Below are 13,181 nucleotides of genomic sequence, written 5' to 3' on the forward strand. Positions count from 1 at the left end.
TAAGAAGCCGGACGATGAACCAAGATTTGATTCATCGTCCGGCTTTCATTTTGGACTGAGAGTTTTTTCCCAGCCTCTTTAATTCTGTCAATATTTAACGCGTGGTTTGCCGCTTGATCAGGTGGGTCCCGACGACGGTCTTGCATGGATCGTTATCAGGATTTTGCAGTCGTTTGATCATCATGTCAACCGCCGAGTGGGCCATCTCATCAGTAGCAACGTGAACCGCAGACATGCTTGGGTAAACATACTTGACCAGAGCGGTGTCGTTGAAGCTGATCATTGCCAGACGGTTGGGAATACTGATCTTGGCCTCCTGGACCGCCTTGAGCGCACCGACCGCCATCGGATCATTAGCAATAAAGATCCCGTGCGGCAACCGGTTACCGAGGTCCGCAATCGCCTTCTTCATCACCTGATAGCCGGACATCGAGGTGTAGTTGCCGGCAAAGATGAATTCAGGGTGATAGAGGCCCCGTTGACGCAGGTCGCTCTCAAAATAGAAGCGCCGCAAATCTGGGACGGTTTCGTTGTCCGTCGTGGTCTCGGTTCCCGCCAGCATACCAATGTCGTTGATTCCCTCATTGCAGAACTCACTGATCACTGACCGAACAGCATTCTCGAAGTCTGGGACCAGGCAGTCATAACCGGCGGCCAGACTGTCGTAGTCCACGAAGACGATGTTCGGCGTTACCAGGCGAAACTTCTCGACCTGACTATCACTGAACTTCCCGATGGCGATAATCCCCGTGACGTCCTGGGGAATATCCTCCATGTTGTTCTGGTAGATTGGCACGGTCTGCAGGCCCCGCTGCTGAGCAGAACGCTCGATTTCCATGCGAATTGCCATGTAGTAGAGGTCATCCAGTTCCTGGGTCAGCGAATACCATTGGACAACTGCGATCTTCTGGGTGCGGTTGCTCTGGGAACGCTTGTGCTTGGTGTAGTTGAAACGTTCAGCTGTATCCAGTACCCGTTGCCGCGTCTTTTCGTTTACAGAAAGGGTCGCATCGTTATTAAGAATTCGCGAAACGGTGGCAATCGAGACCCCCGCCTTATTTGCAATGTCGCGCAGTGTTACTGCCATTCTTAACATTCGCCCCTTTCGTAAAAATTAACAGAAATTATTTTACCAGCTTTTACTATAATTTTTCAATAAATCTGGACCAACCAGCCTGACCAGCAGCATCGTCCTTGAAGGCCCCGGCGTTTTCGAGGACGTTGGCAAAGACGTTGGCCAGTTCTTGCTCCATAACCTCGTCAACGTTGTCCGGGGTGATGGTCATTTTGGCCTGGATCTCCTTAGCCCATGGCAGGTGGCTGTCAGCGATCTGATTGTCCTGACCAAGCCAGAACTTCTTGACCTCAGCCAGTTCACTCTTTAACCGGGCCGGCAGGATTGCCCGTCCCATGACTTCGATCAGACCAATGTTTTCCTTCTTGATGTGCCACAGCTTTTCGTGTGGGTGGAAGATTCCCAGCGGGTACTTGTCGCTGGTGTTGTTGTCCCGCAATACCAGGTCGAGAACGAACTTTTCACCGTCCCGGTGCATAATTGGGGTTACGGTGTGGTGGCGGGTGTCGCCGTCAAAGGCCTTGATATCGAGGTTTTCATCACTGTAGTGGTCCCAAACATCAATGATGTGGGTCCCGAGGTCGATCAGCTGGGTCGTGTCCGCACTGGTCAGACGAATATCGCTCATTGGCCAGTTAACGATCCCGGCCTCAACCTCCGGGTAGTCCTTGAACTCCAGCGGCTGCTTGATGGCAGCCTTCATCATTGGGAAGCTGTGACGACCACCCTGATAGTGTTCGTGGGCCAGCATTGACCCGCCGACGATTGGCAGGTCGGCGTTGCTGCCGACGAAGTAAGCCGGCAGCTGCTTTTCGATTTCAACCAGGTTGATCAGGGTCTGGCGGTTGATCTTCATCGGCTCGTGCTTGCTGTCGAGGAAGATGCAGTGCTCGTTGAAGTAAGCGTATGGTGAGTACTGGAAGCCCCACTTGTGTCCACCGATCATCATCCGAATGATCCGGTGGTTACTCCGCGCTGCCTGACCGAGCCGGCCCTTGTAGCCTTCGTTCTCCATGCACAGGGCACATTGCGGGTACTTTTTCTTGGTATCGTGAGCAGCTGCAGCGATGGCCTTTGGATCTTTCTCCGGCTTGGAAAGGTTAATGGTGATTTCCAGGTTGCCGTACTTGGTTGGCTTGTCAAAGACCACGTTCTTCTTGATAGCAGCGACCTTGACATAGTCGTTGCTCATACACAGGTTGTAGAACCAGTTGGTGGCCGTATCTGGCGACTGCTGGTACTTCTCCCAGAATTCGTGGTTAACAACGGACGGACGCGGCGTCATCAGGTCATAGAGCTGGTCGTTTAAGATTTCCCGTTCGGTCTGACCGTCTTCGATCTTGCCACGCTTAACTGCCAGATCAACTAGCTGGCTGACCAACGGCTCGTTATCCTTGGCTTCAACATCTTCGTCTCCAACAAAGCCGCGAATCTTGTTTAAGACATAGATCCGGTCAAGCGGTTCATAAGCGCCACTAGCGATCACCTTGTCGGCATATTGTTCCATTAACTTCATTATCTCGTTCCCCCACTAAAAACACTATTCAAACAATAATTAAAGCTTGTGTGGCCCATCAACAACTTCGGCATCGTAGAAACTGGCATCGTAACCGATCTTGTCACGGTAAACCTTGCCGACATTCTTCTTGAAGTTGTCCGCTTCGGACTTCTTGACGATGGCGATTGCGGAGCCGGCGAAACCACCGCCAACCATCCGGGCGCCAAGGCAACCAGGTTGTTCCCAAGCAGTTTCAGCTAAGGTATCCAGTTCCTTACCAGTAACCTCGTAGTCATACTTCAGGGAAACGTGGGAGGCATTGATCAGGCGACCCAGTTCTTCCAGGTCCCCCTTCTCCATGGCATCGATGGCCTTCTTGGTCCGTTCGTTTTCGCTAACTGCGTGCCGGGCCCGCCGGATCAGGGTGTCATTGTTGATCAGGTAAGTGTATTGGTCGAAGGTGTCGAGGTCAATCTCACCCAGCTTGTTAATGTTGAGCTTCTTACTCAGGCGCTTAACGGCCTCTTCACATTCCTGAACCCGTTCGTTGTACTTGGAACCGGCCAAGGAGTGGGTCTTGTTGGTGCTCATGATGACGATCTCGTAGTCGCCGAGTTCCAGTGGCAGGTACCGGTATTCCAGGGTGTTGCAGTCGAGGTAGATGGCGTTGTCCTTCTTCCCCATGCCGACCGCAAACTGGTCCATGATCCCGGAGTTAAGACCTACGAAGTAGTTTTCGGTCTTTTGGCCCAGCTTAACCAGTTCGATCTCGTCGATGTCGAGGTTGAATTCTTCCTTGAGGATGTTCCCCATCAGCATTTCAATTGAAGCAGATGAAGACAGGCCGGACCCGTATGGCAGGTAACCGTGAATGTAGAAGTTGAACCCGTGGTCAATCTTGTAGCCGCGCTGCTTCAGGTATACCAGCATCCCCTTGAAGTAGTTAACCCACTTCTCATCTTTAGCGGTCTGCGGCTGGTCATCATTAATATCAAAGGTGATGATCTTGCTGTTTTCTTCCTTAGCGGAATTAGCTGAGTAAATTTCTACCTTCGTATCTTCCCGTGGGCCATAGACCCCGTAGGTACCAATACTGATGGCACATGGGAAAACGTGCCCACCGTTGTAGTCGGTGTGTTCACCGATCACATTGATCCGACCAGGGGAGAAGAAGACGTCCTTGCCATTTTCGTTGAAGACCTTTTTGTATTCATCTAAGAATTGTTGCTTATCCATTACAATAACCTCCATACTTCAATCCATCATGTTGCGAAAAAACTGTAGTAAACTTTTACTAAATCTAATTTAGTCTGCTTTACCCAATTTGTCAATAAGCGCTTTCATATTTGTCTAATAAAGTTTGCAAGCGCTTCCCGGTAGTGGTGGGAAACACTGTCGGTAAATTTTTCGCGGCGGCCATGCTAAACTAAGATTAACTTGAAGGAGGAGTTCCCATGCGTACCTATTTTCCACCACAACTATTGAACCCCGCTCAGCAAACCGGGCGCTGGGCAGTCAGAGATATTGACGACGACCAGGTCCTCTATACCACCAACCTGGGCAGCTACCTGCGCTGCCGGGTCACAGGCAGTCATCAGCTCATCTTAACTGTTGCCAACCATCATTCTGACCTTGGCCCCGGCCAGGTCTACGCGCTCCGGGTCGACGGCAACCTCTGGCGGCGTTTCCCCGCTCGGCAGGAAAAAATTACGGTGCCCCTCACGCCGGCACCGCACATCATCGAAATAATGGCGGCCGGAAATACCGACCTGGATGAAGTCTGGACTGGCAAACAGGGATTTGCCATCCGTTCCCTGGCCGTGGACGATGCCGGAATACTAACGGCGGCCCCCACCCGGCCAGTGATCGACTTCATCGGCGACTCGATTACGGCCGGCTGCTGGGTCGCCGGGCGCCATGCCGCAGCGGACTATCGCCCCGAGAGCAATTACGCCGCCACCTGCGCCGACCTGGTCAATACCGACAGTGTCCGAATTGCCTACTCGGCTGGCGGAGTCCTTCGCCCGGCTACTGGCGGTGTGCCAGTGGCCAGCAAGTTTCTTCGCTGGATCGACCGCGATACTCCGTGGACGCCCAACCATCCCCAACTGGTGGTCGTCAACCTCGGGGTGAATGACCGCCGCTATCCGGTAAACCAATTTGTTACCGCCTATGATCGCTTCATCCGGCAAGTCACCACTACCTTCCCAGCTGCCCCGATCGTCTTGATGATCCCCTTCAGCCAACACTTCAAGAACGAGATTACCACCATCGGTCATCGTCACCAGCTGCGGGTGATCGACACTGCCAACTGGTGCCCGTCTTACACTGACGGTCTTCATCCCAATCAGGCGGGAGCCACTATTGCGGGACAGCACCTAGCGCGCGTAATTGCTCCCTACTTAGGCAAAAAGGTATAAAATAGGTATTAACCACTAAAATCACAAGGGAGGATTCCTATGCCAAATCGACTGCTCGATATTAACAGTGGCCATAACTTTCGCGACCTTGGCGGCTACCAAACCGCGGATGGCCGCACCATTAAATGGCGTCAATTACTGCGGACCGGATCATTAGCTACCCTAAGCAATGACGACCTGACGACCCTGGCCCAGATCCCCGTCACCCAAGACATTGACCTGCGTGGTCAGGCCGAAGTTCGGCAAATGCCAGACCGGGTCCCGCAAACTGCCGCTTACTACCACTTGCCTGTATTTGACGAGGACGAAACAGACGCCTCACACAGCAACGAGGAAATTGCCAAGTGGATGCAGGAAGAAGGCAACGGCTACCGGCGCATGCTGAGGGTTTATTCCCGGATGGCCACCATTCCGAGTGCCAAACGCGCCTTTCGTCAGCTATTCGACCGCTTGCTTGCTAACCAAAATGGGGCAACTCTCTTTCACTGCACCGCTGGTAAGGACCGGACCGGGATGGCTGCTTTCCTGATCCTCAGCGCCCTGGGTGTTCCACGTGAAACGATCCTCGACGACTATTTACTGACTAACCAGGTGACGGAAGACTTTCGGGAGGGCTGGCTGGCCCAGATGAGAAAGGAGCTGCCGGCCACTCCCGCCACGGAGATCCTGATCAACAACCGGCGGGACCTGGCATCGGTCCATGCTGCCTACCTGCAAAAAGCCATCGGTGTCATTGAGGACCGGTACGGCGACGTCCAGCACTACCTGACCAACTACCTGGAACTCAGTGACGACCAGCTTCACCAGTTGCGCGACCGCTACCTTGAATGAGGAGGAATTAAAATGAAGATTTCAGTACCATTTGAGAATGGCCTGCTCGCCGACGAATACGGAAAGTACGCTCCAGCATCGGCAATGCTCGCCGACCACCCGATTAAATCATTCCCGATTACGGTCAGTGACCTGCCGGCCGGCACCAAGACGCTTGCCCTGACCTTCGTGGACTACGATTCCACGCCCGTCTGCGGCTTTACCTGGATCCATTGGCTGGCCGCCAACATTCCAGCAACGATGACCGATATTCCAGCCAACGCCAGCCAGGACCTGGCTGACCAGTTCGTTCAGGGTCGAAACAGTAATGCCGGCGCCCTGGTCAACGGTGACCCGCAGATCATCACCGGCTACGTTGGTCCCCAGCCGCCTGACCAGACACATGATTACACGTTGCGGGTTTATGCCCTCGACACCGCTCTGCCGCTGAAGAATGGCTATTGGCTGAACGAATTTATTCATGCAGCTCACGGTCATATCCTCGATCATGGTAAAATAGACTTACCAAGTCGTGCATAAGGAAGTGAAGCAGAATGGAAACCAGAATTTTCTTTAACCCCGGTGACTCAATCGCTAACATCCACGATTACAATGAGGCCGTCCGGAAGGGACAGATCTTCAAGCGGGAACGCCGCAACGATGACCTGGTCATTGCCAAGGGTCCCGACGACGAGGAGTACGCCATCTTCTACGCTAAGGATGCGGCAAAGGAGCCGGGAGCCGGCCAAAAGCCGTACCAGATTAAGAACAAGCTTTAGAATTTAAAATAAAGAAGCGGCAGTCCCACAGCTGAGGTTGCCGCTTCTTTATCATATTGAACTCAAACTGGGTAAATTGTATACTAAGATTAGCGGATGAAAGCGTTTTCTGGAAAGAGGGTCTCTATATGTTATTTACCAAAGCAATTGTTCGTACTCCTGCTAAGAGTGTCGTTAACGGGATCGATGACTATGCCGATGAAGGAAAGCCTGACTATCAACTAGCGCTCAAGGAGCCCCAAGACTACATTGCGACCCTGAGTGATCTCGGTATCACCACTACAATTCTGGGACCGTTGGAAGACCACCCCGACTCCTGTTTTGTCGAGGACCCAGCGGTGGTCTTTGATAACTTCGCGGTGATTACCAATCCCGCCCGGAACACCCGGCAGAAGGAACGCGACCTCATCAGGCCGGCAATCAAGCAGTTCTATACCGACTACCAAATCTTTGAAATCACCAGTCCAGGAACCCTGGAGGGCGGGGACGTCATGCCGGTCGACAATAATGTCATCTACGTCGGTCGCTCTGCCCGGACGAACCAGGCCGGGATTGACCAGTTCACCAAGATTGCCGCTAAGTTTGGCAAGACCGTCAAGGCGGTGCCCGTTCAAAAGGTGCTCCACCTCAAGACCGGTACCACCTACCTGGGCAACAACAAACTGCTGGTGGCCGGTGAATATATCGACAGCCCTTATTTCAAGAATTTCGACCAGCTCAAGGTACCGGCGGGCGAGGACTACGCCGTCAACTGCATTAACACTGGCAACGGAGTAATTATGCCGGCGGGCTTCCCAAGGGTTAAGAAACTGCTGGAAGACAATGGCTTTACCACCCGCGAAGTTAACATGTCCGAGTTCAGCAAGATCGATGGCGGCCTGACCTGCCTGTCTTTGCGTTTTAACTAGCTGAACGGGTAATAAAAAGCATGCGTAAGCAATTTGCCAACGCATGCTTTTTTGTTTTTAACGGCTTACCGACCGCCAACAACCTTGGTTACTGCATCGTCAAAGTGCAACATCAGGTTATCCGGACTGGCGGTAAACTCTTCGATGAAGCTATCCTTTTGCGGGGCAACCCGACCGACCTGCTTGCCCATGATATCGTAGATCACCAGGTCATGGCCCTGATCATCCCACTTGACGTCATCGTAGTGGCCATCCAAGGCTTCGTCCATCAATGCCTGGAGGGTGTCCCGGACGGCATTGCGAATGATTTCCTCCTTAGTCACGTGCTCACCGTGCTTTTGCCGGTCTAATAGCTGCACTTCAACCTCGGTCATACTCTGTGGAATCTGAATACTCATTGCCGTCTGCTTCCTTTCTCTTACTTGCGGCGCCGCTTCTTCCGGGCCTTCTTGCTAAACTTAATGCCCCGCGGTGCCCGGTGGTGGGTAACCTTGCCGCCGTTAGCCGATGCCAGCTGAGTGCGGCGCCGGGATTCTTCCTGGCGCTTAACCAGCTGCTGGTGTTCGTAGTCGCGCCATGGATTGAGCAGCGTCCGCATAAAGGCCGCCACCTCGTCCCGGTGGTCATCCATCCAGGCCTCCGCCGCCTGAACATCATCAGTGTTAATTCCGTTGCTGTTGATAAATGACAGCATCAGCTGCGTCTCCCGTTCCTTGCGGGAAAGGGAGGCCAGCATCTCCTGGGAGTTCTGCATGTTGGCGATGGCCTTCATGCCCACCTTGTACTGGTCCATCGTGATCACACCGTTGCGCTTCAGGTAGTCAAACAATGCCTGAGCGGTTGGCACAATGTTCTTGATCTGCTTTGGCGTGATGGCCGGATCGAGCGGCATCATCATGCCGAGAACCCGTTGCAGGTCCGCAAAGACCCACTCGCCGGGATATTCGTTGAATTCCTGGTGCATCAGGTTCAGGAATTCGGCAGCAACGTACTGCTGCTCATCCAGACTAAGGGCCTGGTGCTGGAACTCGGGTACCGCTGGCATGTCACGCTTGACCTGCTTGATCAGCTGTGCCAGTTTCTCCTCGCTCCACGCGGGCTTGGCTGGCGCGGTCGGTTGGATCTTGACTGTTGGCGCCGGTTGAGCCGGCTTACTTGCTGGTTTAGCAGCCGCAGAAGACTGTTCCGCGGTATCCGTGCCGTGCAGCTGGGCCCAGGTCTTGTGAGCCTTCCGGCAGGCATTCATGTTGGCCCGTTGGTCATCGATTGCCTGAACAATCTCCTTCAATTGGTCAACGCCAAGGAATTTCTGGTAGGCCTTTAGAACCGGGGCAACCGCAATGCCAAACTGGTTGGTCAGTGCCGGGTCCGCGATAAAGTCGCCAACCATTACCTCCTTAACCGCTTGGGGTGTCCACGCGGTGTCGGCCAAGTGCTGCTCATTTTTCATCTGCTGATTAAACCGGACTAAAATATCTTGAGCATGCTTCTGCTGGTTAGCAGATAGCTGATGATACGTGGACGAAGTGAGGAACTGTTTCACGTGTTCTTCTTGCTCGTTCATTCTTTTAATTATCCTCCGTCTCAAAATTGAATTTTCCTTACTATGATACCATAATTGTGAAGTAGCTAAAAAGTAAAGGACTGATCAAAAATGCAACGCAAGAAGATTGCCGAAGCGATGAAGAACGTCTACTTCCAGAAGATGACCCCCAACGGCTACCATGAGATCGAGCAGGAGATCGCCCAGCTGCAGGAAAAGCGACCGACCAAGATTGCTCAGCTCAAGGCTGCCCGGGCTCTCGGGGACCTTTCGGAAAATACCGAGTACAGTACGGCCAAGCGGGAACTCCGCCACCTGGAAAGCCGCCTGCGTTACCTCAACAAGCAGCTTCAATATTCTCAGGTGGTCAAACCGGCTGACGGGCAGACCGTCGACCTCGGTACTAAGGTCACGCTGCGTTTTGACGACGACGATGAGGTCACCGACTACCAGGTGGTCGGCAAGATGGAGGCCAACCTCACCAAGCAGAAGATTTCCTTCGACTCGCCGCTGGGCAAGGCCCTCCTCCACCACCGGGCCGGTGAAACAGTCACCGTCCAGGCTCCCCAGGCCAGCTATCAGGTGACCATCATCAAGATCCAGGTCGTTGATTAAAAAATAATTTCACTTCAGTTCGGTAACCGGTTACCCGCCTATCACCGTGAAGTTGACGTTAATAATCAGGCAATTAATGGTCACAACTATTGCTTGCGTCGATGAACCGGGCCCGTTATACTAGTACGCGTTACATTTTTAATCACTACATATTGTGTCGGCACCGTGATTATTACATGTAAACCACAATATTTAGTATAGGGGTTTTATCATGTTCAATAACTATCTTAAATTTCTTGGCCACCAGCTGCAGGGCTGGCCGCAGCAGAACTACTACCTGTTCTTCTTCAGCCTCGGCTGTCAGGTGATGACCCTCGTCAGCACCCCGATTACCTGGGTGACGGTCATCACCTTCATCGGAACCACTCTGGGGGTCCTCTGCGTGCTCGCCATCAACGCCGCCAAGTCCGTCAACGGCTGGCTCGGGATCCTCTCCGCGATTTGCTTCATCATCGCCGGGTTAAACGCCAAGAACTACCTCAGTATCGGTGAACAGCTGGCCTACGTCATTACCCTGGACGTGCCAGTCCTCCTGTCCGCCAACTGGAACGTCAACATGGCTTCCAAGATCCGCCACTTCACCGCGAAAAGCTGGGTCGTTGCCATCGCCGCAACCATCCTGGTCTACCTGGTATCTGGCTACCTGATCGGTCAGCTCACCGATGATCCCCGTCCCTGGATCGACGCCATCAGCTTCTCCATCAGCCTGACCGCTGGGGTGATCTGCTTCCTGCGTTTTAACAACCAGTTCTTCTGGTGGCTGGCATCCGGGATCGCCCAATTGGTCCTCTGGTTCGTCTCCTACCGGCAGGGTTCCGCAACCCTGGCAATGGCCGTTAACTCTTCTATCTACGTGATTAACGATATCCTCGCCTTCACCGTTTCCCCATGGTACAACCAGAAGGAACGGCAGCGCCTGATCAAGGAAGAGACTGCCTATGTCCACGAGATGGGATTGGAATAGTTGAATTTTACGCCGCGCCGTGTCATCGACCGGCGTTTTTTTATATAATCAGACCCAAAAGGAGGGATTAGCGTGGCAGAAATTTTTATTGTGGAGGATAACCCCCAGATCATCGGGGCCGTCACCAAAGAACTGGCCAAGTGGCAACACAGCGTGACTACGGTCCAGGACTGGCAAGAAGTCACGACTGAGATCATGGCTGCTCAGCCAGACCTGGTCCTTTTCGACATCACCCTGCCGAGCTTTGATGGTTTCTACTGGATCCAGGATCTGCGCAAGCAAAGCCAGGTGCCCATCATTGTGATCTCCGCGGCCGACATCGACAGTAACGTGATGCATGCGGTCGCGGCCGGGGCGGACGACTACCTGATGAAGCCCTTCTCCATGACCGTCTTATTGGCCAAGGTTCAAGCCCTCCTGCGGCGCAACCGTCAGGAAGAAAACAGCCCCCAGGTTGACTGGGACGATAACCATTTCAACACCCTGACCAACGAGGTCCATAATTCTGCCGGCCAGGCCCAGCTAACCCCTACCGAGGGGGCCATGCTCCAAGTCCTGCTCAGCCACCGCAACCAGACCGTCAGTAAGGAAACCTTGCTGGAGTGGCTATGGCAGGGCGGCAAGTATCTCAACAAAATACCCTCAACGTCAACATCAGCCGGCTACGGGCCAAGCTGACACCGCTCAAGCTGGACTGGGCCATCCGAACGGGGCGTGGGCTACCGTCTGGTGACCGCTGATGAATAGCCGTTTCTGGCGACTGCTGGTCCGCACCACCCTCCCAATTTTCATCGCCTACCTCCTGCTGGTTGGCCTGGCCTGGCTCCTGGCAATCCTCTACCAGCTTCCACAACAATTTTGCTGGGACCTCATCCGTTTTAGCCTTCCCGTACTCCTGGTCTGGCTAGGAATCATCGGGCTCCGCAACTGGCAACGGGTTCGCCGTCTCCAGCATCACAATGTTTCAGTAGCACCCCATAATCCAGTTGAGGGCCAGCTCTTGGACCAGCTCCAGCGGGCCCAAACCGATAGCGACCGCCACGTCCGGGCGTTGCGACTTCAACAGCAGGAACAGCTCGACAACCTCGACCTCTTCGCCCACGAAATCAAAAACTCTCTGACTAGCCTCAAGGCCGCGGCCGAAAATGTCCCGATTGTTGCCAGCACCACCGTTAAGGAGGAAGTCCGCGAGGCTAACTACTACCTGGACCTCCTCTTAAACGACGAACGGCTGACGATGGCCAGCAACGACTACGAGTTCTCCTGGGTTAATCTGGCAGACCTTGTTAATACCATAATTCAGCAGAACTCGGCCCTCTTCATCCGCCGACAGCTGGTTCCCGACCTGGTCAGCCTCGATCACCGTGTCCTGACCGACCCCAAGTGGCTGCGTTTCTGCATCAACCAGCTCCTCTCCAACGCCATCAAATATTCATCCCCCGGCAGCACAATCACCATCGCCTGGCATGCCCATGCCCTGATTGTCAGCGACCAGGGGATGGGCATCTCCCTGGCCGACCAGCAACGAATCTTCGAGAACGGCTTTACCGGTCACAATGGTCACCAGACCACCCAATCGACCGGGATGGGGCTCTACCTCGTCAAGCAGATTACTGATAAACTCAATTTCACCATCCGGGTCCGCTCCAAAGTCGGCCAGGGAAGCAGCTTTTCCCTGATTTTCCCTGCCGGTAACACCCGCTAACATTACAAAACTGTAAGGTTCTGGCCACTTTCGTAAGTAGGAAAGTGGCCAGGGCCTTTTTATAATTAAAGTATCAACAGCGAACTAAGCGAAAGGAGCAATTATCATGCCATTACTACAACTCAACCACGTCCAGCGGACCTACAATGCCAACTCCGCCCACCCCGTCACCGCCTTAAAGGATATTAACTTCACCGTTGAAAACGGCGAGTACGTGGCCATCATGGGGGAATCCGGTGCCGGTAAGAGTACCCTGCTGAACATCATCGCCACCCTGGAACAGGCCACCGGCGGCCAGGCGATCCTCAACGGCCAGGACCTCGGTGCCCTGACCAAGGACGAGGCGGCCCGCTACCGGCGCGAACACCTCGGCTTCATCTTCCAGCACTTCAACCTCCTCGATAATCTCTCCAACCGGGACAACATCTACCTGCCCCTAGTGCTGGCCAAGACCGATCCCACGGTCATGGAACGGCGTCTAGCTCCCCTGATGAAACGGTTGCGGATTGCAAAGATCATCGACCGTTTCCCGAGCGAGGTCTCCGGGGGCCAGCAACAGCGGGTGGCCATCGCCCGGGCGTTGATTGCTCAACCGGACCTCCTGCTGGCCGATGAACCGACCGGCGCCCTGGATTCCAACACCAGTGCTGAAATCTTGGAGTTATTCGACGATGTCAACGAGAACGGCCAGACCATCCTGATGGTAACTCACAGTGCGGCCGCGGCCAGCCACGCCAAGCGGACCCTTTTCATCAAGGATGGTCGAATCTACCACGAGCTTTTCCGTGGCGACCTCGCACTGAAAAAATACCAAGAAGAAATCAGTAACACGATGATGACCCTCACGAATGGTGGTGAATAACG

Annotated in this window: 14 protein-coding genes and 1 pseudogene; 10 read left to right on the top strand and 5 right to left on the bottom strand. The window is 53.8% G+C overall.

Annotation, left to right across the window (positions count from 1 at the left end; translation table 11 throughout):
* Positions 1-94: 94 nt before the first annotated feature.
* The 3 genes from QOS10_RS03925 to QOS10_RS03935 are packed head-to-tail and all read right to left on the bottom strand — an operon-like array spanning position 95 to position 3,809.
* Positions 95-1,087, bottom strand: a complete 993-nt coding sequence (locus QOS10_RS03925) for a LacI family DNA-binding transcriptional regulator (RefSeq protein WP_283593863.1) — start codon at positions 1,085-1,087, stop codon at positions 95-97.
* A 55-nt stretch (positions 1,088-1,142) separates the two neighbouring features.
* Positions 1,143-2,591 carry a UDP-glucose--hexose-1-phosphate uridylyltransferase gene (locus QOS10_RS03930; RefSeq protein ID WP_283593864.1) on the bottom strand — a complete coding sequence of 483 codons (1,449 nt, stop codon included), beginning with the start codon at positions 2,589-2,591 and terminating at the stop codon, positions 1,143-1,145.
* 39 nt (positions 2,592-2,630) lie between these two features.
* Positions 2,631-3,809 carry a galactokinase gene (locus QOS10_RS03935; protein ID WP_283593865.1) on the bottom strand — a complete coding sequence of 393 codons (1,179 nt, stop codon included), beginning with the start codon at positions 3,807-3,809 and terminating at the stop codon, positions 2,631-2,633.
* 218 nt (positions 3,810-4,027) lie between these two features.
* Between QOS10_RS03935 and QOS10_RS03940 the strand changes: the two genes are divergently transcribed.
* From QOS10_RS03940 to QOS10_RS03960, 5 genes are all read left to right on the top strand, one after another.
* Positions 4,028-4,993: an SGNH/GDSL hydrolase family protein gene (locus QOS10_RS03940; protein WP_283593866.1), complete on the top strand. Its 966-nt coding sequence runs from the start codon at positions 4,028-4,030 to the stop codon at positions 4,991-4,993.
* 39 nt (positions 4,994-5,032) lie between these two features.
* The gene (locus tag QOS10_RS03945) at positions 5,033-5,824 is read left to right on the top strand and encodes a tyrosine-protein phosphatase (RefSeq protein WP_283593867.1); all 792 of its coding nucleotides are present in this window, start codon (positions 5,033-5,035) and stop codon (positions 5,822-5,824) included.
* Positions 5,825-5,836: 12 nt separating this feature from the next.
* The gene (locus QOS10_RS03950; protein ID WP_283593868.1) at positions 5,837-6,343 is read left to right on the top strand and encodes a YbhB/YbcL family Raf kinase inhibitor-like protein; all 507 of its coding nucleotides are present in this window, start codon (positions 5,837-5,839) and stop codon (positions 6,341-6,343) included.
* 14 nt (positions 6,344-6,357) lie between these two features.
* Positions 6,358-6,582 carry a hypothetical protein gene (locus QOS10_RS03955; protein WP_283593869.1) on the top strand — a complete coding sequence of 75 codons (225 nt, stop codon included), beginning with the start codon at positions 6,358-6,360 and terminating at the stop codon, positions 6,580-6,582.
* Positions 6,583-6,710: 128 nt separating this feature from the next.
* Positions 6,711-7,490, top strand: a complete 780-nt coding sequence (locus tag QOS10_RS03960; protein ID WP_283593870.1) for a dimethylarginine dimethylaminohydrolase family protein — start codon at positions 6,711-6,713, stop codon at positions 7,488-7,490.
* A 65-nt stretch (positions 7,491-7,555) separates the two neighbouring features.
* Here the strand turns inward: QOS10_RS03960 and QOS10_RS03965 are convergent, their stop codons facing one another.
* Positions 7,556-7,888, bottom strand: coding sequence for a hypothetical protein (locus tag QOS10_RS03965; RefSeq protein WP_283593871.1), 333 nt, complete (start codon positions 7,886-7,888; stop codon positions 7,556-7,558).
* Positions 7,889-7,908: 20 nt separating this feature from the next.
* Entirely contained in the window at positions 7,909-9,054 is a 1,146-nt protein-coding gene (locus tag QOS10_RS03970) for a hypothetical protein (RefSeq protein WP_283593872.1), read from the bottom strand.
* Between the two features lie 90 nt (positions 9,055-9,144).
* Here QOS10_RS03970 and greA point away from each other — a divergent pair, with 90 nt between their 5' ends.
* From greA to QOS10_RS03995, 5 genes and pseudogenes are all read left to right on the top strand, one after another.
* Positions 9,145-9,648, top strand: coding sequence for a transcription elongation factor GreA (gene greA / locus QOS10_RS03975; RefSeq protein ID WP_283593873.1), 504 nt, complete (start codon positions 9,145-9,147; stop codon positions 9,646-9,648).
* A 211-nt stretch (positions 9,649-9,859) separates the two neighbouring features.
* Positions 9,860-10,612 carry a nicotinamide riboside transporter PnuC gene (pnuC, locus tag QOS10_RS03980; protein ID WP_283593874.1) on the top strand — a complete coding sequence of 251 codons (753 nt, stop codon included), beginning with the start codon at positions 9,860-9,862 and terminating at the stop codon, positions 10,610-10,612.
* Positions 10,613-10,684: 72 nt separating this feature from the next.
* Positions 10,685-11,359: pseudogene (locus tag QOS10_RS03985) on the top strand (response regulator transcription factor).
* Entirely contained in the window at positions 11,352-12,317 is a 966-nt protein-coding gene (locus QOS10_RS03990) for a sensor histidine kinase (protein WP_283593875.1), read from the top strand. The pseudogene QOS10_RS03985 and the gene QOS10_RS03990 overlap by 8 nt, the downstream one beginning before the upstream one ends.
* Before the next feature lie 106 nt (positions 12,318-12,423).
* On the top strand, positions 12,424-13,179 hold the full coding sequence (locus QOS10_RS03995) for an ABC transporter ATP-binding protein (protein ID WP_283593876.1): 756 nt from the start codon (positions 12,424-12,426) through the stop codon (positions 13,177-13,179).
* Positions 13,180-13,181 lie beyond the last annotated feature (2 nt).

This window comes from Limosilactobacillus galli (genome assembly GCF_947381495.1).
Lineage (GTDB): Bacteria > Bacillota > Bacilli > Lactobacillales > Lactobacillaceae > Limosilactobacillus > Limosilactobacillus galli.

What these genes read in the sequence shown, in the direction of transcription:
- QOS10_RS03925 (WP_283593863.1), bottom strand. Translation starts at nt 1,087, where the DNA reads ATGGCAGTAACACTGCGCGACATTGCAAATAAGGCGGGGGTCTCGATT.
- QOS10_RS03930 (WP_283593864.1), bottom strand. Translation starts at nt 2,591, where the DNA reads ATGAAGTTAATGGAACAATATGCCGACAAGGTGATCGCTAGTGGCGCT.
- QOS10_RS03935 (WP_283593865.1), bottom strand. Translation starts at nt 3,809, where the DNA reads ATGGATAAGCAACAATTCTTAGATGAATACAAAAAGGTCTTCAACGAA.
- QOS10_RS03940 (WP_283593866.1), top strand. Translation starts at nt 4,028, where the DNA reads ATGCGTACCTATTTTCCACCACAACTATTGAACCCCGCTCAGCAAACC.
- QOS10_RS03945 (WP_283593867.1), top strand. Translation starts at nt 5,033, where the DNA reads ATGCCAAATCGACTGCTCGATATTAACAGTGGCCATAACTTTCGCGAC.
- QOS10_RS03950 (WP_283593868.1), top strand. Translation starts at nt 5,837, where the DNA reads ATGAAGATTTCAGTACCATTTGAGAATGGCCTGCTCGCCGACGAATAC.
- QOS10_RS03955 (WP_283593869.1), top strand. Translation starts at nt 6,358, where the DNA reads ATGGAAACCAGAATTTTCTTTAACCCCGGTGACTCAATCGCTAACATC.
- QOS10_RS03960 (WP_283593870.1), top strand. Translation starts at nt 6,711, where the DNA reads ATGTTATTTACCAAAGCAATTGTTCGTACTCCTGCTAAGAGTGTCGTT.
- QOS10_RS03965 (WP_283593871.1), bottom strand. Translation starts at nt 7,888, where the DNA reads ATGAGTATTCAGATTCCACAGAGTATGACCGAGGTTGAAGTGCAGCTA.
- QOS10_RS03970 (WP_283593872.1), bottom strand. Translation starts at nt 9,054, where the DNA reads ATGAACGAGCAAGAAGAACACGTGAAACAGTTCCTCACTTCGTCCACG.
- greA (WP_283593873.1), top strand. Translation starts at nt 9,145, where the DNA reads ATGCAACGCAAGAAGATTGCCGAAGCGATGAAGAACGTCTACTTCCAG.
- pnuC (WP_283593874.1), top strand. Translation starts at nt 9,860, where the DNA reads ATGTTCAATAACTATCTTAAATTTCTTGGCCACCAGCTGCAGGGCTGG.
- QOS10_RS03990 (WP_283593875.1), top strand. Translation starts at nt 11,352, where the DNA reads ATGAATAGCCGTTTCTGGCGACTGCTGGTCCGCACCACCCTCCCAATT.
- QOS10_RS03995 (WP_283593876.1), top strand. Translation starts at nt 12,424, where the DNA reads ATGCCATTACTACAACTCAACCACGTCCAGCGGACCTACAATGCCAAC.